General features: G+C 70.0%; 21 protein-coding genes. 16 read left to right on the top strand and 5 right to left on the bottom strand.

Annotation, left to right across the window (positions count from 1 at the left end; translation table 11 throughout):
* A partial coding sequence (locus tag F8271_RS20080; RefSeq protein WP_151491380.1) for an SDR family oxidoreductase occupies window positions 1–1262 on the bottom strand: 1262 nt, incomplete at its 3' end.
* 35 nt (window positions 1263–1297) lie between these two features.
* Here F8271_RS20080 and glyA point away from each other — a divergent pair.
* The 13 genes from glyA to F8271_RS20145 all read left to right on the top strand — a co-directional run bounded on the left by glyA (window position 1298) and on the right by F8271_RS20145 (window position 12318).
* Entirely contained in the window at window positions 1298–2587 is a 1290-nt protein-coding gene (gene glyA, locus F8271_RS20085) for a serine hydroxymethyltransferase (RefSeq protein ID WP_192580373.1), read from the top strand.
* Complete coding sequence (locus F8271_RS20090) at window positions 2580–3005, top strand: hypothetical protein (RefSeq protein WP_151491382.1); 426 nt, start codon at window positions 2580–2582, stop codon at window positions 3003–3005. Before glyA ends, F8271_RS20090 begins: the two co-directional genes overlap by 8 nt.
* A 189-nt stretch (window positions 3006–3194) precedes the next feature.
* The gene (locus tag F8271_RS20095; protein ID WP_088951984.1) at window positions 3195–3431 is read left to right on the top strand and encodes an AtpZ/AtpI family protein; all 237 of its coding nucleotides are present in this window, start codon (window positions 3195–3197) and stop codon (window positions 3429–3431) included.
* A gap of 11 nt (window positions 3432–3442) precedes the next feature.
* Entirely contained in the window at window positions 3443–4240 is a 798-nt protein-coding gene (gene atpB / locus F8271_RS20100; protein ID WP_151491383.1) for a F0F1 ATP synthase subunit A, read from the top strand.
* A 66-nt stretch (window positions 4241–4306) separates the two neighbouring features.
* The gene (locus tag F8271_RS20105) at window positions 4307–4540 is read left to right on the top strand and encodes an ATP synthase F0 subunit C (protein ID WP_030488047.1); all 234 of its coding nucleotides are present in this window, start codon (window positions 4307–4309) and stop codon (window positions 4538–4540) included.
* A 26-nt stretch (window positions 4541–4566) separates the two neighbouring features.
* Window positions 4567–5106: a F0F1 ATP synthase subunit B gene (locus F8271_RS20110; protein WP_151491384.1), complete on the top strand. Its 540-nt coding sequence runs from the start codon at window positions 4567–4569 to the stop codon at window positions 5104–5106.
* A complete protein-coding gene (locus F8271_RS20115; protein ID WP_151491385.1) occupies window positions 5106–5927 on the top strand; it encodes a F0F1 ATP synthase subunit delta in 822 nt (273 codons plus the stop codon). Before F8271_RS20110 ends, F8271_RS20115 begins: the two co-directional genes overlap by 1 nt.
* A gap of 165 nt (window positions 5928–6092) precedes the next feature.
* On the top strand, window positions 6093–7745 hold the full coding sequence (gene atpA / locus F8271_RS20120; protein WP_151491386.1) for a F0F1 ATP synthase subunit alpha: 1653 nt from the start codon (window positions 6093–6095) through the stop codon (window positions 7743–7745).
* Between the two features lie 4 nt (window positions 7746–7749).
* Window positions 7750–8679: a F0F1 ATP synthase subunit gamma gene (locus F8271_RS20125; protein ID WP_151491387.1), complete on the top strand. Its 930-nt coding sequence runs from the start codon at window positions 7750–7752 to the stop codon at window positions 8677–8679.
* Window positions 8679–10115: a F0F1 ATP synthase subunit beta gene (gene atpD, locus F8271_RS20130; protein WP_139582683.1), complete on the top strand. Its 1437-nt coding sequence runs from the start codon at window positions 8679–8681 to the stop codon at window positions 10113–10115. Before F8271_RS20125 ends, atpD begins: the two co-directional genes overlap by 1 nt.
* A 223-nt stretch (window positions 10116–10338) precedes the next feature.
* Entirely contained in the window at window positions 10339–11481 is a 1143-nt protein-coding gene (locus F8271_RS20135) for an LCP family protein (protein WP_151491388.1), read from the top strand.
* A gap of 87 nt (window positions 11482–11568) precedes the next feature.
* Complete coding sequence (locus F8271_RS20140) at window positions 11569–11850, top strand: F0F1 ATP synthase subunit epsilon (protein ID WP_151491389.1); 282 nt, start codon at window positions 11569–11571, stop codon at window positions 11848–11850.
* A 12-nt stretch (window positions 11851–11862) separates the two neighbouring features.
* Entirely contained in the window at window positions 11863–12318 is a 456-nt protein-coding gene (locus F8271_RS20145) for a DUF2550 domain-containing protein (protein ID WP_151491390.1), read from the top strand.
* Window positions 12319–12549: 231 nt separating this feature from the next.
* Here the strand turns inward: F8271_RS20145 and F8271_RS20155 are convergent, their stop codons facing one another.
* Window positions 12550–13122 carry a cob(I)yrinic acid a,c-diamide adenosyltransferase gene (locus F8271_RS20155; RefSeq protein WP_151491391.1) on the bottom strand — a complete coding sequence of 191 codons (573 nt, stop codon included), beginning with the start codon at window positions 13120–13122 and terminating at the stop codon, window positions 12550–12552.
* Between F8271_RS20155 and murA the strand changes: the two genes are divergently transcribed.
* On the top strand, window positions 13121–14560 hold the full coding sequence (gene murA / locus F8271_RS20160; RefSeq protein WP_151491392.1) for a UDP-N-acetylglucosamine 1-carboxyvinyltransferase: 1440 nt from the start codon (window positions 13121–13123) through the stop codon (window positions 14558–14560). The two genes, F8271_RS20155 and murA, sit on opposite strands and share 2 nt — an antisense overlap.
* A gap of 78 nt (window positions 14561–14638) precedes the next feature.
* Window positions 14639–15487, top strand: a complete 849-nt coding sequence (locus tag F8271_RS20165) for a 3-hydroxyacyl-CoA dehydrogenase family protein (RefSeq protein ID WP_151491393.1) — start codon at window positions 14639–14641, stop codon at window positions 15485–15487.
* A 40-nt stretch (window positions 15488–15527) separates the two neighbouring features.
* On the opposite strand, the gene F8271_RS20170 is transcribed toward F8271_RS20165, so the two are convergent.
* Together F8271_RS20170 and F8271_RS20175 are read right to left on the bottom strand one after the other, a co-directional pair.
* Complete coding sequence (locus F8271_RS20170) at window positions 15528–16373, bottom strand: ABC transporter permease (protein ID WP_151491394.1); 846 nt, start codon at window positions 16371–16373, stop codon at window positions 15528–15530.
* Window positions 16370–17221, bottom strand: a complete 852-nt coding sequence (locus F8271_RS20175) for an ABC transporter ATP-binding protein (protein WP_151491395.1) — start codon at window positions 17219–17221, stop codon at window positions 16370–16372. The genes F8271_RS20170 and F8271_RS20175 overlap by 4 nt, the downstream gene beginning before the upstream one ends.
* A 151-nt stretch (window positions 17222–17372) precedes the next feature.
* Between F8271_RS20175 and F8271_RS20180 the strand changes: the two genes are divergently transcribed.
* Window positions 17373–19376 carry a protein meaA gene (locus tag F8271_RS20180; RefSeq protein WP_151491396.1) on the top strand — a complete coding sequence of 668 codons (2004 nt, stop codon included), beginning with the start codon at window positions 17373–17375 and terminating at the stop codon, window positions 19374–19376.
* Window positions 19377–19385: 9 nt separating this feature from the next.
* Here F8271_RS20180 and F8271_RS20185 read toward each other — a convergent pair whose 3' ends face one another.
* A complete protein-coding gene (locus F8271_RS20185; RefSeq protein ID WP_151491397.1) occupies window positions 19386–19688 on the bottom strand; it encodes a DUF1540 domain-containing protein in 303 nt (100 codons plus the stop codon).
* Between the last annotated feature and the right edge of the window lie 584 nt (window positions 19689–20272).

Genomic DNA, 20272 nt, shown 5'->3' on the forward strand with positions numbered 1-20272 from the left:
TCGGCGCGCAGGCGCAGCAGCTCACCGGGGACGATCTCCTCGACCCGCCAGAAGTCCAGGGCCTCGCCGACCTGGAGGTGGTGCGGGTCGCGTCGGCCCCGGCGCAGCCCCACACCGCCGACGAGCCGGTCCAGCCAGCCGCGGACCGACCAGGCGAGGGGGAACGAGTACCAGCCGTGTTCGCCGCCGACGCCCTCGATGACCCGCCAGAGCGCCGCCGGTGACGCGTCCACGGCCCGCTCGCGGGTGTCGGTGTACGTGGTGCCACCGGACCAGTCCGGGTCGGTGGGCAGCGGTTCGGCGGGGGCGTCCGGGCCGCTCGCGGTCGACCAGCGGGTCTCCACCTGCGCGTCGCGCACCTTGGCCAGCGCCAGCGCCACCGCGTCGTCGAAACCGGTCAACCCGCCCGGCGGGTCCGGTACGTACCGGGCGATGTCGTGTTCGTGTGCGACGGCCTCGTGGATGAGGCTCTCCACCAGCGGACGGGCGATGGCGTTCGGCACCGGGGTGATGAGGCCGACCCAGTGCGAGGAGAGCGACGGGGTGAGCGGCCGGACCGGCACGATGATCCGTCGGCGCAGCCCGGCCACCCGGGCGTAGCGCTGCATCATCTCGCGGAAGGTGAGCACGTCGGGCCCGCCGATGTCGAAGCCCCGGTTGACCTCCGGCGGGAGCGTGGCGCAGCCGGCCAGGTAGCGCAGCACGTCGCGGACCGCGATCGGCTGGATCCGGTTCCGCACCCAGCGCGGGGTGATCATGGCGGGCAGGCGCTCGGTCAGGTATCGCAGCATCTCGAACGACGCCGAACCGGAGCCGATGATCACCGCGGCCCGCAGCACCGCCGTGGGCACCCCGCTGGCCAGCAGGATCCGCCCGACCTCGGCGCGGGAGCGCAGGTGCGGCGAGGGGACCTCCGCGTCGGAGGCCGGCTCCGGGCCACCCAGGTAGATGATCCGGCGTACGCCGGCCGCGCGGGCCGCCTCGGCGAAATTGGTCGCCGCGGTGCGGTCGGCCGCCTCGAAGTCGGGCCGGCCCAGGGAGTGCACCAGGAAGTAGGCGACGTCCACGTCGGCGAACGCGGCGGGCAGTGTCTCGGGTCGGCTGAGGTCGCCCTCGACGATCTCGGCCGCCGAGGCCCAGGGCACGTCGCGCAGGCGTACGGCCTTGCGGGCCAGGCAGCGGACGGTGTGCCCGTCGGCGAGCAGCAGCGGCGTCAGCCGCCCGCCGATGTATCCGGTCGCACCGGTGACGAGGCATCTCACGGCTCCCAGTGTGCGGCCACCTAGACTCGTTCGCTGTGGACACCGACACGAGCACCTTCTGGGGGCCGGATTTCGCCCAGCTCAGGGCCACCGACCCGGAGATCGCCGGGGTGGTCCTCGGCGAGTTGGATCGGCTGCGGGGTGGTCTCCAGCTGATCGCCAGCGAGAATCTGACCTCGCCGGCGGTGCTCGCGGCGCTCGGGTCGACGCTGACCAACAAGTACGCCGAGGGCTATCCGGGCCGGCGCTACTACGGCGGCTGCGCGGAGGTCGACCGGGCCGAGGAGATCGGCATCGCCCGCGCGAAGGAGCTGTTCGGCGCGGAGCACGCCAACCTCCAGCCGCACTCCGGGGCGAACGCCAACCTGGCCGCGTACGCCGCGCTGGTGCAGCCGGGGGACACGGTCCTGGCGATGGACCTGCCGCACGGTGGGCACCTCACCCACGGCAGTCGGGTGAACTTCTCCGGTAAGTGGTTCCGCCCGGTCGGTTACACGGTCCGTCCGGACACCGAGTTGATCGACTACGACGAGGTCCGGGACCTGGCCCGTGCGCACCGCCCCAAGATGATCATTTGTGGCGCCACGGCGTATCCCCGGCTGATCGACTTCGCCCGCTTCCGGGAGATCGCCGACGAGGTCGGCGCGTACCTGATGGTGGACGCGGCGCACTTCATCGGCCTGGTCGCCGGCCGGGCGATCCCGTCCCCGGTGCCGTACGCCGACGTCGTCTGCGCCACCACCCACAAGGTGCTGCGCGGCCCGCGCGGCGGCATGATCCTGTGCCGGGAGTCGCTGGCCCAGCGGATCGACAAGGCGGTCTTCCCGTTCACCCAGGGCGGCCCGTTGATGCACTCGGTCGCGGCGAAGGCGGTCGCGCTGCGCGAGGCCGCCCAGCCGGAGTTCCAGACGTACGCCGGGCAGGTGGTCCGCAACGCGCAGGCGCTCGCCGCCGGCCTGGCCGCCGAGGGGATGCGCCCGGTGTCCGGCGGCACCGACACCCACCTCGCCCTGATCGACCTGCGCGAGCTGGGCGTGACCGGCACCGAGGCGGAGGCCCGCTGCGGCGCCGCGGCGATCACCCTGAACAAGAACGCGATCCCGTACGACCCGCAGCCGCCGATGGTGGCCTCCGGCATCCGGGTGGGCACGCCGAGCGTCACCACCCAGGGCATGCGGGAGGGGGAGCTGCGGCAGGTGGCCACCCTGATCGCCCGTGCGGTACGGGTCGATCCGGGCGCCCCGGGCGGCGCCGACGACCTGGCCCGCATCGGTGCCGAGGTGACCGAGCTGGTCACCGCGTTCCCGGCGTACCCCCGTGGCTGAGCCCGGGGTGGTCGCGGCCGACACGGACCGGCGGTGGCGGTTGCGGCACCTGCCGGTGTTGCTGGTCGCGTCGGTGGCCCTCGCCGCGGTCGCCGCGGTGGTGGGTGGGGCGACCGGCGGCGTGACCGCCGCGTTCGGCGCGGCGGCCGGCGTGGGCGTCACGGTGCTCAGCTACACCCTCACGACCGTGGTGCTGGCCTGGGCCGACCAGATCAACCCGCAGTTGGTGCTGCCGCTCGGTCTGGGCCTGTACGCGCTGAAGTTCACCCTGTTGGGTGTCGTGATGGTGGCGGTGGCGTCGACCGGTTGGCCCGGGTTGGTCCCGCTCTGCCTCGGCATCGTCGCCGGGGTGGCAGTGTGGACAGCGGTGCACATCTGGTGGCTGACCACGGTGCACGCCCGTCGGTCGCGGGGCTGACCTGGCGATCGGCCGGTCGTCCCAGCTTTCGGACGCGCGGCAATGTGTCGGCCTCCGGTCATTCACCGACGGGCGGAAGGGGAGTAGCGTGCCCACAGACGACGGCGCCTCCGAGATGCCCACACAACGACGGTTGTGCGGGGGGTGAGGCACAGCCTCGTCTTCCCGGCTGATATCGTTCGCCCCGTCATGGCTGGTGACCAAACCCCCCGTCCCGCCGGTGAACCGGACGACATTCCGTCCGGTGCCGGTCAGGGTTGGACCGCGCTCAGCTACCTCATCGGAGGGATGCTCGTGTGGGGTTTCATCGGCTGGCTGATTGACCAGTGGCTCGACACCGGCGGCGTCGCCACCGGGATCGGCGTCGTGCTCGGCATGGCTGGGGGCATCATCCTGGTCGTCCGCCGACTCGGCACGCCTACTTAGGAAGGGACGCGGTGTTCGGACAGGCGAACGTTCTGGCAGCGGGCCAGGCGGCATTCCCACCCACGGTGGACGACTTCTACCTGCCCAGCATCCTGCCGTGGAATGACCACGACTCAATCTGGTTCACCAAGATCACGGCGATGGTCTGGATCGCGGTCGGCGTCCTGATCATCTTCTTCCTGGCGACCTACCGGAACCCGCAGTTGGTGCCGACCAAGAAGCAGTGGTTCGCCGAGTCGATCTACGGCTTCGTGCGCAACAACATCGCGGTCGACATGATCGGGCACGCGGGTGTGCGGTTCGCCCCCTACTTCACGACGCTCTTCTGCTTCGTGCTGCTGACGAACGCGTTCGCGATCATCCCGTTCTTCCAGATCTCGCCGAACTCGCACATCGCCTTCCCGGCGATCCTCGCGATCATCAGCTACGTGCTGTTCAACTACATCGGCATCAAGAAGCACGGCTTCGTCAAGTACTTCAAGAACTCGCTGATCCCGCCGGCACCGTGGTACATCCTGCCGCTGCTGATCCCGATCGAGCTGTTCTCGACCTTCATCGTCCGGCCGTTCTCGCTCGCGGTTCGTCTCTTCGCGAACATGTTCGCCGGTCACATGCTCCTGCTGGTCTTCACGCTCGGCGGTTTCGCGATGCTGAGCGCCAACGCCTGGCTGGCCCCGGTCTCGGTGCTCTCCTGGGTGATGACCATCGCGCTCACCTTCCTGGAGTTCCTGGTGATCTGCCTGCAGGCATACGTCTTCACCGTCCTCACCGCCAGCTACGTGCAGGGCGCGCTCGCCGACGAGCACTGATCCACCGCACCAACCGTTGTCGTCCCGCGTGAGAGTCACGCGTGATAACCAGGAGGAACCACACCAATGGACGCTAGCGTTCTCGCCGCGGTAGAGGGCAGCACCGCCGCCATCGGCTACGGCCTCGCGGCCATCGGCCCGGGCATCGGCGTTGGCCTGGTCTTCGCCGCCTACATCCAGTCGACCGCCCGCCAGCCGGAGTCGTCGCGGATGACCCTGCCGTACGTCTGGATCGGCTTCGCCGTCATCGAGGCGCTGGCGCTGCTGGGCATCGCCTTCGGCTTCATCTGGGCCGGCTGATCCCGCCCCTAGACCGGGAGGTAACCATGCTTTTCCTCGCCGCTGAGGGTGGTGAGTCGACCCACAACCCGATCATCCCGCTCTGGCAGGAGATCGTGGTTGGTTCGGTCGCCTTCGCCGTGCTCTGCTTCGTGCTGATGAAGTTCGTCTTCCCGCGCATGGAGCAGACGTTCCAGGCTCGGGTCGACGCGATCGAGGGCGGCATCAAGCGCGCCGAGGCCGCCCAGGCCGAGGCGAACCAGCTGCTCGAGCAGTACCGTGCCCAACTCGCCGAGGCCCGGACCGACGCCGCCAAGATCCGTGACGACGCTCGGGCCGACGCCGAGGGCATCCGGCAGGACATCCTCGCCAAGGCGCGGGAAGAGTCCGACCGGGTCATCCAGGCCGGCAAGGACCAGCTCGCCGCCGAGCGGGCCACCATCGTGCGTGAGCTGCGTGCCGAGGTCGGCACCATCGCGGTGGACCTGGCCAGCAAGATCGTCGGTGAGTCGCTGGCCGACGAGGCGCGGCGCAAGGGCACCGTCGACCGGTTCCTGAGCGGCCTCGAGAGCACGGGGGCCCGCTGATGCAGGCCGCCAGCCGGGAGTCGTACAAGGTCGCGGCCGAGCGCCTCGACGCGTACGTCCGCGGCGCGGAGCCGTCGGCGGTGACCTCCACCGCCGACGCCATCCTCTCCGTGGCGGCCCTGCTGCGGCGCGAGCCGCGGCTGCGGCGGGCGCTGTCCGAGCCGGCCCGCTCCGGCGAGGACCGGGGTGCCCTGCTCGGCGACATGCTGGGCGGTCGGATCGGCGCCGACGCACTTGACCTGCTCGTGGTACTGGTTTCCGGCCGTTGGTCGGCACCGTCGGAGTTGCTCGACGGCGCCGAGCGCCTCGGCGTGGAGGCACTGCTCGCCAGTGCCGACAAGGCCGGCGAGCTGGGCGAGGTCGAGGACGAGCTGTTCCGCTTCGGCCAGGTCGTGTCGGGTCAGTCGGCGTTGAGCAACACGCTGGCCGACCCGGTCGCCCCGGTCGAGCAGCGGGCCACCCTGGCTCGCGAGCTGCTCGCCGACAAGGCCCGCCCGGTCACCGTCCGCCTCGTCGAGGTGGCGTTGGGCGGGTTCGGGGGACGCTCCTTCACCGGGGCGCTCACCCGGCTGGTGGAGCTCGCCGCCGAGCGGCGCGACCGGCAGGTGGCGTATGTGACCGTCGCGGCCCCGTTGAGTGACGAGGACGAGCGTCGGCTGGGTGCGAGCCTCAGCGCGATATACGGTCGAGAGGTCTCCGTCAAGCAGACGGTCGACCCCCACGTCCTGGGTGGCGTGAGCGTGCGGGTCGGGTCCGACCTGTACGACGGCACCATCCTGCGCCGCCTCAACGAGACCCGCAACGCGCTCGCGAAGCGCTGAGCGGCTCCGCCGCCCAGCAATGCGGTGGCTTCGCCGCCCAGTGGCTGAGCGGCTCCGCCGCCCCGCTCCGGGGCGGCTGGATCGCACAGCGCCCTGAATGACAGACGCCATTCGGACCGGTCGGTACTAGGTATCCCGGGCCCCTGAATTTTAAGGAAGCAGAGGATGGCCGAGCTGACCATCTCGACGGAGGAGATCCGCGGCGCCCTGGAGCGCTACGTCTCTTCCTACTCGTCCGACGTCTCCCGCGAGGAGGTCGGCACCGTCGCCGACACCGGCGACGGCATCGCCCACGTCGAGGGCCTGCCCTCGACCATGACCAACGAGCTCCTGGAGTTCGAGGACGGCACGCTCGGCGTGGCGTTGAACCTCGACGTCCGGGAGATCGGTGTCGTCGTTCTCGGTGACTCCGCCAAGCTGGAGGAGGGGCAGCGCGTCAAGCGCACCGAGCGGGTGCTGTCCGTTCCGGTGGGCGACGCCTTCCTCGGCCGCGTGGTCGACGCCCTCGGCCAGCCGATCGACGGGCTTGGCGACATCGCCAACGAGGGCTTCCGCGAGCTGGAGCTGCAGGCTCCGAACGTGATGTCCCGCCAGTCGGTGTTCGAGCCGCTGCAGACCGGCATCAAGGCGATCGACGCCATGACCCCGATCGGTCGGGGTCAGCGGCAGCTGATCATCGGTGACCGGAAGACCGGCAAGACCACGGTCGCCCTGGACGCCATCCTCAACCAGCGGGACAACTGGCGTACCGGCGACCCGAAGAAGCAGGTCCGCTGCATCTACGTCGCCATCGGCCAGAAGGCCTCCACGATCGCCTCGATCAAGGGGCAGCTGGAGGAGGCGGGCGCGATGGAGTACACCACCATCGTCGCCTCCCCGGCCTCCGACCCGGCCGGCTTCAAGTACCTGGCCCCGTACACCGGCTCGTCCATCGGGCAGCACTGGATGTACGGCGGCAAGCACGTCCTGATCGTCTTCGACGACCTGAGCAAGCAGGCCGAGGCGTACCGGGCCGTGTCGCTGCTGCTGCGTCGCCCGCCGGGCCGTGAGGCGTACCCGGGTGACGTCTTCTACCTGCACTCCCGCCTGCTGGAGCGTTGCGCGAAGCTCTCCGACGAGCTGGGTGGCGGCTCGATGACCGGTCTGCCGATCATCGAGACGAAGGCCAACGACATCTCGGCCTTCATCCCGACCAACGTCATCTCGATCACCGACGGCCAGATCTTCCTGGAGACGGACCTGTTCAACCAGGGCGTCCGTCCGGCCATCAACGTCGGTACCTCGGTCTCCCGGGTCGGTGGCGCCGCGCAGGTGAAGCCGATGCGTAAGGTCGCCGGCTCGCTGCGGCTCAACCTGGCCCAGTACCGCGAGCTGGAGGCCTTCGCCGCCTTCGCCTCCGACCTGGACCGCGCCTCCCGGGCGCAGCTGGACCGTGGTGTCCGCCTCGTCGAGCTGCTCAAGCAGCCGAACTACTCGCCGTTCCCGGTGGAGCAGGAGGTCGTCTCGGTCTGGGCCGGCGTCGAGGGCAAGCTGGACGACATCCCGGTGGGTGAGGTCCGGCGCTTCGAGGCGGAGTTCCTCCAGTACCTGCGGCACAAGCACGAGGGTGTGCTGGCCGGGATCGCCGACAACCAGTGGAACGATGACATCATCGGCTCCCTGGAGGCGGCGATCACCGAGTTCAAGCAGGTCTTCCTCGGCAAGGCCGACGAGCGCAAGGTCAACGACGCGCCGGCCGCGCCGCTCGAGGGCGACGAGAACCGCGAGACGGTGACCCGCTTCCGCGACGGCTCGACCGACCGCCCGGCCGAGAGCTGATCTGATGGCGGCCCAGGTACGCGTTCTTCGTCAACGGATCCGCTCGGCGAAGTCGATGAAGAAGATCACCAAGGCGATGGAGCTCGTGGCGACGAGCCGGATCGCCAAGGCCCAGGCCCGGGTGCAGGCGTCCCTGCCGTACGCCCAGGCCATCACCGGTGTGCTCACGGCGCTGGCGTCCAACGCGCGGATCGACCACCCGCTGCTCACCCCGCGTGAGCGGGTGCGGCGGGCGGGCGTCCTGTTGGTCACCAGCGACCGTGGCCTGGCCGGTGGTTACAGCTCGAACGCGATCAGGATGGCCGAGTCGCTGATCGCGCGGCTCAAGTCGGACGGCAAGGAGCCGGTGCTCTACGTCATCGGGCGTAAGGGCGTCGGGTACTACCGGTTCCGCGACCGGCCGATCGAGGCGAACTGGACCGGGTTCAGCGAGCAGCCGTCGTTCGAGGACGCCCGTACCGTGGGTGAGACGCTGATCAAGGCGTTCACGGCCGGTGCGGATGACCTCGACGGTGGTGCCGGCGCGGACGGTGTGCTGGGTGTCGACGAGTTGCACATCGTCTACACCGAGTTCCACTCGCTGATGACGCAGACCCCGGTCACCAAGGTCATCGGTCCGATGCAGGTGGAGGACCGGCCGCGCTCCGAGGGGCTGCTGCCGGCGTACGAGTTCGAGCCGGAGGCGGAGGCGCTGCTCGACGCGCTGCTGCCGAGGTACATCAACACGCGGATCTACGCGGCGTTGATCGAGTCGGCGGCGAGTGAGTCGGCGTCGCGTCGGCGGGCGATGAAGAGCGCCACCGACAATGCCGAAGAGATGATCGACAAGTACACGCGTGAGATGAACTCGGCCCGGCAGGCCGGGATCACCCAGGAGATCAGCGAGATCGTCGGCGGCGCCAACGCGCTGGCCGCGTCGGGAAGTGAAGTGTGATGACTGCCCCAGTAGAGACCAAGACGGCCACGGGTCGCGTGGTCCGGGTCATCGGCCCGGTCGTCGACGCCGAGTTCCCGCGCGACGCCATGCCGGCCCTTTTCAACGCTCTGAACGTCAAGGTGAACCTGTCCGGCGGTGAGAAGACGCTGACCCTGGAGGTCGCCCAGCACCTGGGTGACAACCTGGTCCGCGCCATCTCGATGCAGCCGACGGACGGTCTGGTCCGTGGCGCGGAGGTGCAGGACCGCGGCGAGCCGATCACCGTTCCGGTGGGCGACGCGGTCAAGGGCCACGTGTTCAACGCGATCGGCGAGTGCCTCAACCTCACCGAGGGCGAGACGATCCAGGCCGACGACCGGTGGGGCATCCACCGTAAGGCCCCGGCCTTCGCCGACCTGGAGCCGAAGACGGAGATGCTGGAGACCGGCATCAAGGTCATCGACCTGCTCGCCCCGTACGTCAAGGGCGGCAAGATCGGCCTGTTCGGCGGCGCGGGCGTGGGCAAGACGGTGCTCATCCAGGAGATGATCACCCGGGTTGCCCGCAACTTCGGTGGTACCTCGGTGTTCGCCGGCGTGGGTGAGCGCACCCGTGAGGGCAACGACCTCATCGCCGAGATGACCGAGTCCGGCGTCATCGACAAGACCGCGCTGGTCTACGGCCAGATGGACGAGCCGCCGGGCACCCGTCTGCGGGTGGCGCTCTCCGCGCTGACCATGGCGGAGTACTTCCGCGACGTGAAGAAGCAGGAGGTGCTGCTCTTCATCGACAACATCTTCCGCTTCACCCAGGCCGGCTCGGAGGTCTCCACCCTGCTCGGCCGCATGCCGAGCGCGGTGGGTTACCAGCCGACCCTGGCCGACGAGATGGGCGAGCTCCAGGAGCGGATCACGTCCGTCCGGGGCCAGGCCATCACCTCCATGCAGGCGATCTACGTGCCGGCGGACGACTACACCGACCCCGCCCCGGCCACCACGTTCGCCCACCTGGACGCGACCACCAACCTGGAGCGGTCGATCTCCGACAAGGGCATCTACCCGGCCGTGGACCCGCTGGCGTCCTCGTCCCGGATTCTCGCCCCGGAGTTCGTCGGCCAGGAGCACTTCCAGGTCGCCACCGAGGTGAAGCGGATCCTGCAGCGCTACCGCGACCTGCAGGACATCATCGCCATCCTCGGCATCGAGGAGCTCTCCGAGGAAGACAAGATCACCGTGCAGCGCGCGCGGCGGATCGAGCGCTTCCTCTCGCAGAACACCTACGCTGCGGAGCAGTTCACCGGCGTGCCGGGTTCGACGGTCCCGATCAAGGAGACCATCGAGGCGTTCCGCAAGATCAGCGAGGGTGAGTACGACCACTTCCCCGAGCAGGCGTTCTTCATGTGCGGCGGTCTCGAGGACCTGGAGCGCAAGGCTGAGGAGCTGATGAAGGGCTGACAAGCCCCCATCGGATTCGTCATCAAAAGACTGCCCCGGCAATGCCGGGGCAGTCTTTTGTTCATCTTCACGCCCTATCGTCGTCGCGGTCCGTTACTCGTGGTCGTCGCTGTCAAGTCCCCCGAGCTACGGTCGATCCGCGCGCTCACGTGAACGCGCGTTCATCTTTGCAACCTTTCGGCGACGTGCGCCCGTCTTCCCCTCGTGGGCGTAACGAACGGAGATGCTCGTGGGTAAGGCCGGCAAGAGTGGCCGCAGGAAGTCCGTGTGGCGGGGCGTGCCACGCTGGGCCAGGATCTGCACGGTGTTCGGCACCGTGCTGACCGTGCTCAGCGGCGCGGCGCTGGTCGGCACCGAGGTGCTGATGGCCCGCTACGAGGGCGCGGTCGGCAAGGCCGACCTCTTCGGCGACCAGGCCGCCGGCGCCAAGGAGAAGAAGAGCGACATCAAGGGTCCGCTCAACATCCTCCTGGTCGGCATCGACCCGCGTACGCCGACGGCGGCGCCACTGGCGGACTCGATCATGGTGCTGCACGTGCCCGCGTCGATGGACCGGGCCTACCTGTTCTCGCTGCCACGTGATCTCTACGTGCAGATTCCGCCGTTCAAGAAGGCCAACTTCTCCGGCGAGAAGACCAAGATCAATGCCGCGATGTCGTTCGGCAGTCAGGTGCCTGGCAAGAACCCCGACGCGGCCCGGGGTTTCGAGCTGCTGGCCACCACGGTGCAGAACGTGACCGGCATCAAGCGGTTCGACGCCGGCGCGATCATCAACTTCACCGGCTTCCAGAAGATCGTCGACGCCATGGGTGGCGTCGACATGTACGTCGAGCGGGACGTGAAATCCGAGCACAAGCAGCCAGACGGCAGTCCGCGGCCCGGTAACCCGCGCGGCGAGGGCTACATCGGCCCGCAGGCGCTCTACAAGAAGGGCAACCACCACCTCAAGGGGTGGCAGGCGCTGGACTACGTCCGGCAGCGGTACCCGAAGAACGGCGTCCCGGATTCCGACTACGGCCGGCAGCGCCACCAGCAGCAGTTCGTCAAGGCGATGGTGGGTCAGGCGTTCGGTGCCGACGTCGTGGCCAACCCGATCAAACTGGACAAGGTCCTCCGGGCCGCCGGCCAGTCGCTGATCTTCAACGGCCGGGGTAACAGCGTGGTCGACTTTGGGCTGGCACTGAAGGACATCCGGCCGAACACCATCCAGATGATCAAACTCCCCGGTGGCGGGGTCTTCGAAGGCAAGGCGTACAAGGGCGAGCAGTTCCAGCCGGGCGTCACCGATTTCTTCACCGCGCTGCACAGCGAGCAGCTCGATCCGTTCCTGCTGGAGCACCCGGACTTTCTGAACAAGACCAAGTAGTCGGCGTCCTGTTCTCCCACCCGCGTTGGGCGCGGCGAGGCGTCAGGCTAGACTTTCGGCAATCCGCCGCCGCAGCAAGGAGACAGCGTGGCACAGCAGCTTCACGTCGAGCTCGTCGCCGTCGAGGAGAAGGTCTGGTCCGGTGACGCCGAGATGGTCGTCGCCCGGACGACCGAGGGTGAGCTCGGTGTCCTGCCTGGGCACGCGCCGCTGCTCGGCCAGCTCGCCGAGCCCGGCCAGGTGCGCATCAAGCTGGCCGGCGGTGAGCAGGTCGCCTACGAGGTGGCCGGCGGCTTCCTCTCGGTGAGCGCCGACGGCGTCACCGTGCTGGCCGAGAGCGCGACCCCGGTTTCCGCACCGAGCCGCTGAGCCATACCGGGGATGGATATCGTCGAAGGGATCGGGATCGGCGTCGCCGTCGTCCTCGCCGCGCTTCTCATCCTCTTCGTCCGACGGGCCGTGGTCACCCGCAGCGGTGGCATCATCCGGCTCAGCGTCCGGGTCACCACAGTGCTCGACGGCCGTGGCTGGTCGCCCGGCTTCGGTCGCTTCGCCGGTGACGAGCTGCGCTGGTACCGGATGTTCAGCTTCGCGCTCCGACCCAAGCGGGTCCTCTCCCGCAAGACCCTGGCGGTCGAGCGCCGGCGGTTGCCCGAAGGGCAGGAACGGCTCTCCATGCCGGCCGACTGGGTGATCCTCCGGTGTACCAGTCACCACGCACCGGTGGAGATCGCCATGGCGCGGTCGACAGTGACCGGCTTCCTCTCCTGGCTCGAGGCCGCCCCTCCGGGGGCGGTCTCGCCGCGTATGGCCTCCCAGGACTGGCCGGCTGCCTGATCCGCCTTTCTGTGCTCGCTGTCGGGGTTTCCGAGGGAGCCCACCCGGCTCCGGGCGGTCAGGCTTGATCCCTGTGCCGGGCGGGCTCCGCTTCTCCCAGACGCCAGGAGCGGCCCGCTGGCCAGTCCTGGTAGGGCGTCCAGCCCAACTCGCCGAGGAGCCAGCCCCAACTACGCGTGGCGGCGGCGAGATCGGGAACCCACACCTCGACGTGGTGCAGCCCACCGACGCTCAGCGCTCACCGCCCGGCACCCATAGCACATCTCCCGCCGGATTTGCCGTTCTTGACAGGATAAAGAGCAGATCGGAGAGCCGGTTGAGATACTTTGCCGGGAGCGGGCTGGTCCGGTCCGGATCGTGGCTGACCAGCGCCCACGCCGCTCGTTCCGCACGCCGGGCCGTGGTACGCGCCACGTGCAGCAGTGCCGCACCCGCGGTGCCGCCGGGGAGGATGAAGGAGTCGAGCTTGCTCAGGCGTGCGTTGTACTCGTCGCACCAGCCCTCCAGGCGCTCGACGTACTCCTCGGTCACCCGCAGCGGCGGGTACTTCGGGTCCGGCTCGACCGGGGTGGACAGGTCGGCGCCGACGTCGAACAGGTCGTTCTGCACCGACCCCAGCACGCCCCGCAGTTCCTCGTCGAGTTGGCCCAGGGCCAGCGCGACACCGATCGCCGCGTTGCACTCGTCGACATCGGCGTACGCGGCGATCCGGGGATCGGTCTTCGGCACCTGCTCGTTGTTGCTCAGCCTGGTCATGCCGGCGTCGCCGGCCTTGGTGTAGATGCGCGTGAGGTGGACGGCCATGACGCACAGCCTACGGATACCGGACCTGACGATCCCGGCTCGGCCGGACACCACCGCCTGGCCGGCGGTGGTGGGCCCTGGCGACGCCGGTGATCCGGCGGTCACCGACGTCGACGTCATCCGGATCTGCGGTGGGGCCCGGCTGGCCGGCACCGTGCACGTGGTGGGTGCCAAGAACTCGGCGTTGAAACTGATGGCCGCCGCGCTGCTCGCCCCGGGCCGCAGCGTCATCACCAACGTCCCCAGGATCACCGACATCGCGATCATGGGTGAGGTGCTGCGGCGGCTGGGCTGCGACGTCCGGTTCGACGCGGACGACCCGGTCGACCCGATGGTCGCCCGAGGAGGCGTAGCCCGGTCCCGTTCGGTGACCATCGACGTACCCGAGGAACCCGGCGCGGACGCGGACTATGACCTGGTCCGCCGGCTGCGCGCGTCGATCTGCGTGCTCGGCCCCCTGCTGGCCCGCCGAGGCTACGTGCGGGTCGCCCACCCCGGCGGTGACGCGATCGGCTCCCGGGGGCTGGACATGCACATCTCGGGGCTGACCCGGATGGGCGCGGAGATCTCCGGTGAGCACGGGTTCGTCATCGCCTCCGCCCCGCACGGGTTGCGCGGCGCGGACATCGTGCTGGACTTCCCCAGCGTGGGCGCGACCGAGAACCTGGTGATGGCGGCGGTGCTCGCCCAGGGCACCACGATGATCGACAACGCGGCCCGCGAGCCGGAGATCGTCGACATCTGCACCATGCTCAGCCAGATGGGCGCGCGGATCTCCGGCGCCGGCACGTCCACCCTGCGGATCACCGGGGTGCCCGGGCTGCGCCCGGTGCGCCACGCCACGGTGGGGGACCGGATCGTCGCCGGCACCTGGGCGTTCGGCGCCGCCATGACCCGGGGAGACGTGACCGTGACCGGTCTGGACCCGGCCTTCCTGGAGGTCGCGCTGGACAAGGTCGTCGCGGCCGGCGGCCTGGTGGAGACCCGCGGGGACGGCTTCCGGGTACGGATGGACGAGCGGCCCCGGGCGGTGGACGTGGTGACCCTGCCGTACCCCGGCTTCGCCACCGATCTGCTGCCGATGGCGATCGGGCTGGCCGCGGTCAGCGACGGCGCCTCGCTGATCACCGAGAACATCTTCGACGGCCGGTTCATGTTCGCCAACGAGATGATGCGGCTCGGCGCCGACATCAAGACCGACGGGCACCACGCGGTGGTCCGGGGTCGGGACCGGCTGTCCGGTGCGCCGGTGCGGGCCACCGACATCCGGGCCGGGGCCGGGCTGATCATCGCCGGGCTGTGCGCGGACGGGGCCACCGAGGTCTCCCACGTGCACCACGTCGACCGGGGTTACCCGGACTTCGTGGCCGACCTGCGGGCGCTCGGGGTGGCGGTCGAGCGGGGCACCACCCCGGAGGAGCCGTCGCTGGAGATCTGAGGGCACTCCCTTAGCTGTCGTTCAGGCCCGCCGACTAGGGTGCAGGCAGGGCAGTCAAACGCAGCGAGGGAGAAGCAGATGGCGGGTCGACTCGCGGTCGTCGGGGCCGGGCTGATGGGCTCCGGCATCGCCCAGGTAGCGGCGCAGGCGGGCTGGCAGGTGACGCTGCGCGACCTGGACGACGCGGCCACCACCCGAGGGCTCGGCGGCATCCGGAAGTCGCTGGAGAAGTTCGCCGAGAAGGGCAAGATCGAGGCGTCGGACGTCGAGGCGACGCTCGCCCGGATCACCCCGACCACCGACCTGGAGGCGGTGGCGGACGCGGAGATCGTCGTCGAGGCCGTCTTCGAGCGGCTGGAGATCAAGCACGAGGTGTTCCGCGCCCTCGACAAGATCTGTAAGTCCGATGCGGTGCTCGCCACCAACACGTCGGCCATCCCGGTCACTCAGATCGCCGCGGTCACCGAGCGGCCCGAGGCGGTCGTCGGCACCCACTTCTTCTCCCCGGTGCCGATGATGCAGCTCTGTGAGCTGGTCCGCGGCTACAAGACCAGCGACGCTACCCTGGCCACCGCGCGGGCCTTCGCCGAGGAGATCGGCAAGACGGTGGTGGTGGTCAACCGGGACATCGCCGGGTTCGTCACCACCCGGCTGATCTCCGCCCTGGTGGTGGAGGCCGTCAAGCTGGTCGAGTCGGGTGTGGTGTCCGCCGAGGACCTGGACACCGCCTGCCGGCTGGGCTTCGGGCACGCCATGGGTCCGCTGGCCACCACCGACCTGACCGGCGTGGACGTGTTGCTGCACGCCTCGCAGAACATCTACACCGACACGGCCGACGAGAAGTTCTTCCCGCCGGAGCTGCTCCAGCGCATGGTCACGGCCGGCGACCTGGGCCGCAAGACCGGCAAGGGCTTCTACGCGTACTGAGCCACGGCGACCGGGGCGGGCTTTCCGCCCGGTCGACCGCTCAGCCGTCGCGCTTGGTGGTCCAGCGGAACGTCGTCAGGCAGAGCACCAGGCCGATCACGCACCACAGGCCCAGCACCAGCGCGACCCGACCCAGTTCGAACGAGCCGCCCGGCTCCTGGGCGCCGAAGCTCTCCGGCAGGAACACCGCCCGCAGTCCCTGGCACATCCACTTGAGCGGAAACAGCGCGGCGACCTGCTGCATCCAGGTGGGCAGGCTGGTGAAGACGAAGAACACTCCGGAGATGAACTGCAGCACCAGGGCGACCGGGGTGACCACCGCCGAGCCGCTGCGGGCGGTGCGGGCCAGCGACGAGATGGCGATGCCGGACAGGGTGCAGGCGGTCACGCCGAGCACGGCTACCCAGCCGAAGGTGAACCACCTCGCGGCGGTGCCCGGCAGGTCGAGGTCGAACAGCGCCACGGCGACGGCCACCAGCAGCGCGGTCTCGGCGATACCGATCACCACCACCATGATCACCTTGCCGGCGAACCACACCCACTTGGGCATCGGCGTGCCCCGGTAGCGCTTCAGCACGCCCCGGTCGCGCTCGATCGGGATCCAGATGCCCAGGTTCTGGAAGCTCACCGTCATCAGACCGGTCGCGATCATGCCGGTGATGAAGTACTGGGTGAACTTGACCCCACCGCCGATCTCACCGTGGAAGATCGACGCGAAGATCAGGATCATGATGATGGGGAAGCCCATCGTGAAGACCACGGACTCCCGGCTGCGCAGGAACTGGGTGGTCTCCAGCCGGCCCTGGCGCAGGGCGAGCGCACCGGCGCCCGGCCGGCGGCCTCCGGTGGCGGCGACCGGCGTCGCCGGCTTCGTCGTGGTCGTCATCGCGTGTGTCCGATCATGGTGAGGTAGACGTCCTCCAGGGTCGGCCGGGTCACGGTGAGCCCCGGGACCTCGCCGCCGTAGCGTGCGGCCAGGTCGGCCACCAGGGCCGTCGGCGTCGCGCTCTGCGCACTCTCCACCGTCCCTTCCGGGGTACGCCAGGAGACCGTCGCGAGGGCTTCCTGCCGGTTGCCGAGCCGGTTCGGTGCGGCGACCTCGACCAGCCGGCCGCCGGCGATCACGCCGACCCGGTCCGCGAGGGCCTCCGCCTCGTCCAGGTAGTGGGTGGTGAGCACGATGGTGGTGCCGGCCGCGGCGAGGTCACGGATCAGCTCCCAGAACTCGCGGCGGGCCTCCGGGTCGAAACCGGTGGTCGGCTCGTCGAGGAAGAGCAGCTCGGGGCGGCCGATGATGCCCAGCGCCACGTCGAGGCGGCGCTTCTGCCCGCCGGAGAGCGTGTGCGTGCGGGCCTTCGCCTTGCCGGCCAGCCCGACCCGTTCGATCACCTTGTCCGGGTCGTCGGCGTCCGGGTAGAAGCCGGAGAAGTGCCGGATCACCTCGGCCACGGTCAGCTCGTCGAACTCGCCGGTGCCCTGGAGGACGATGCCGACCCGGGAGCGCCAGCCCGCGTCCGGCTGGGCCGGGTCCGCGCCGAGGACGGTGACCTCACCGGCGTCCCGGCGACGGTAGCCCTCCAGGATCTCCACCGTGGTGGTCTTGCCGGCGCCGTTCGGGCCGAGCAACGCGAACACCTCACCGCGGCGGACGTCGAGATCCACGCCCGCCACGGCCACGTTCTCGCCGTACGCCTTGCGCAGCCCTCGGACGGAGATGGCCAGCTCGTCATCCATGACGTCCAGTGTGCGTCCTGGCTGGCAAGCCTGTTGCCCCGGGGTGTGGCGGTCCGCGCCACTGCGCGTGCTTCGCACCCGGACGTCCGCGACATGGACCTGTGTGGTTTTCCACAACCCGTTTTACTGAACGGTAACTTAGACTCCGGCCATGGATGAGACGGCATCCGGGCGGCTGCCCGAGCGGGACCGCCCGTGGGTGATGCGCACCTACGCCGGCCACTCGTCGGCCACCGCCACCAACGCCCTCTTCCGGCGCAACCTGGCGAAGGGGCAGACCGGTCTCTCGGTCGCCTTCGACCTACCCACCCAGACCGGGTACGACCCGGACCACGAGCTGGCCACCGGCGAGGTCGGCCGGGTCGGGGTGCCGGTGGCCCACCTCGGGGACATGCGGGCGCTGTTCGACGGCATACCGCTCGCCGAGATGAACACCTCGATGACCATCAACGCTCCGGCCATGTGGCTGCTGGCCCTCTACGGCACCGTCGGGCTGGAGCAGAACGCGGAGCTGGCCCGCTGCGCCGGCACCACCCAGAACGACATCATCAAGGAGTACCTGTCCCGGGGGACGTACATCTTCCCGCCGGCGGCATCCCTGCGGCTCACCGCCGACGTGGTCGCGTACACGCTGCGGGAGATGCCCCGGTGGAACCCGGTCAACATCTGCTCGTACCACCTCCAGGAGGCCGGCGCCACGCCCGTGCAGGAGGTCGGGTTCGCGCTGGCCACCGCCGTCGCCGTCCTCGACGCGGTCCGCGACTCCGGTCAGGTCCCCGCCGAGCGGATGGGCGACGTGGTGCAGCGGATCTCCTTCTTTGTCAACGCCGGCGTGCGCTTCGTCGAGGAGATCGCCAAGATGCGCGCGTTCGGCGCGCTCTGGGACGAGATCACCCGGGACCGCTACGGGGTCACCGACGCCCGGCAGCGCCGGTTCCGCTACGGCGTGCAGGTCAACTCGCTCGGCCTGACCGAGGCGCAGCCGGAGAACAACATCCAGCGCATCGTGCTGGAGATGCTCGGCGTGACGCTGTCCCGCGACGCCCGGGCCCGCGCCGTGCAACTGCCCGCCTGGAACGAGGCGCTCGGTCTGCCCCGCCCCTGGGACCAGCAGTGGTCGCTGCGGATGCAGCAGGTCCTGGCGTACGAGTCGGACCTGCTCGAGTACCCCGACCTCTTCGCCGGCTCGCACGTGATGACCGCGCTGGTCGACGAGATCGTCACCGGGGCGCGGGTCGAGCTGGACAAGGTGCTGGAGCTGGGCGGTGTGGTGGCCGCCGTGGAGACCGGCTACCTCAAGAGCGCGCTGGTCGCCTCGCTGGCCGAACGTCGTCGTCGGATCGAGTCCGGCGCCGACGTGGTGGTCGGGGTCAACCGCTTCGCCGAGACCGAGGTGTCCCCGCTTACCGCCGCCGGGGCGGAGGCGGTCGAGCAGGTCGACCCCGCGGTCGAGGCCGCCGCCGCGGACGCCGTACACCGGTGGCGGGCCGATCGGGACGCGGCGGCCGTCGACGCGGCCCTGGCCCGGCTCCGCGCGGACGCCGCGACCACCACGAACCTGATGCCGGCCACCCTGGAGTGCGTGCGGGCCGGGGTGACCACCGGCGAGTGGGCCGGCGCGCTGCGCCAGGTCTTCGGCGAGTACCGGGCACCGACCGGTCTCGCCGGCGCCACCGGGACCGGCGGAGATCCGGGGCTCGCCGTGGTCCGTGAGCGGGTCACCGCCACCGCCCGCGAGTTGGGCAGCGGGCGGCTGCGGCTGTTGGTCGGCAAGCCCGGCCTCGACGGGCACTCCAACGGCGCCGAGCAGATCGCGGTACGCGCCCGCGACGCCGGCTTCGAGGTCGTCTACCAGGGCATCCGGCTGACCGCCGGGCAGATCGTCGCCGCCGCCGTCGAGGAGGACGTCGACCTGGTCGGGCTCTCCGTGCTGTCCGGCTCGCATCTGGCCGCCGTGCCGGCGGTGCTCGACGGGCTCCGCGCCGCCGGCCGGGGCGACCTGCCGGTGGTGGTGGGCGGCATCATCCCGGCCGGCGACGCCGACACGCTGCGGGCGGCCGGAGTGGCGCGGATCTTCACCCCGAAGGACTTCGCCCTCACCGGCATCATCGACGACCTGGTGACGGTCATCCGGCAGGCCAACGACCTGCCCTGATCCCGCCGGTCAGCCTCGCCGGCCCGCGTACGTCATGCAGTCGGCCATGTCGTTGTCCGGCCCGACCCGGATCGACGACGCGTGGCACTCCAGCTGCTCGTTGTGCTGACAGTCGGAACGCTGGCAGGCACCCACCTGGGCGGTGAGGCCGTCCACGCCACCTCGGACGGGCGACTCGACGAAGGTGTGGCAGTGCGCGTGATCCATGCTGCCGATCGTGATCGCGAAGGCGTGGCAGTCACCCGACTGGTTGTACGCGCACGCCGCGACCACACACTCCTGGACCCGGGGCATCTCCATCGCTGCGGTCATGCCGACCTCCTCTGGTCTCTTGCCCGATCCTAGGCTTTTGCCGGTATCCCAATCCCGGATATCACCGCCCGCCGATCACCCGCGACGACCCGAATCCGGCACCGCGCTCACGCCGCGCCCGCGCCGTGCCGATCCGTCACTTCACGTCCCGTATCGGGTCGCCGAGCGCAACTGTGTGCGCTGGGCTGTCTGCCGTCGGGGTGGGTGGTTTGTCCGGTAGTGGGGGTTTATGGGCTGTGACCGGCCGCACCCGGGCGGCGGAATGGTGGCTGGCCGGGGGTCGTTACACACCCTGACGATCGCAGGACCACGGCCGCCAGCCCGACCGGGCGGCCCCGGGGAATGACCCCCGGCAGCCGGTCGTTACACCCGGTCCCGGCGCACCGAGCCCCCCGGCTTGGTAGGCCGCCGACACCGGCGCCACGAGCCCCCGGGCTCGCAGGCCCCCAAACTTTCCCCCGTGTGTTTGTGCAGCGCCGGACGAGGTGCTCACACCCTGCCCGCCGTTTTCCCCCTTGGCGGTGTGGGTGTTCCTACCCCCGAAGGAGCTACCCCCATGACCACGATCTTCCGTAAGAGTGTGC

This window comes from Micromonospora sp. ALFpr18c, from assembly GCF_008868155.1.
Classification (GTDB): domain Bacteria; phylum Actinomycetota; class Actinomycetes; order Mycobacteriales; family Micromonosporaceae; genus Micromonospora.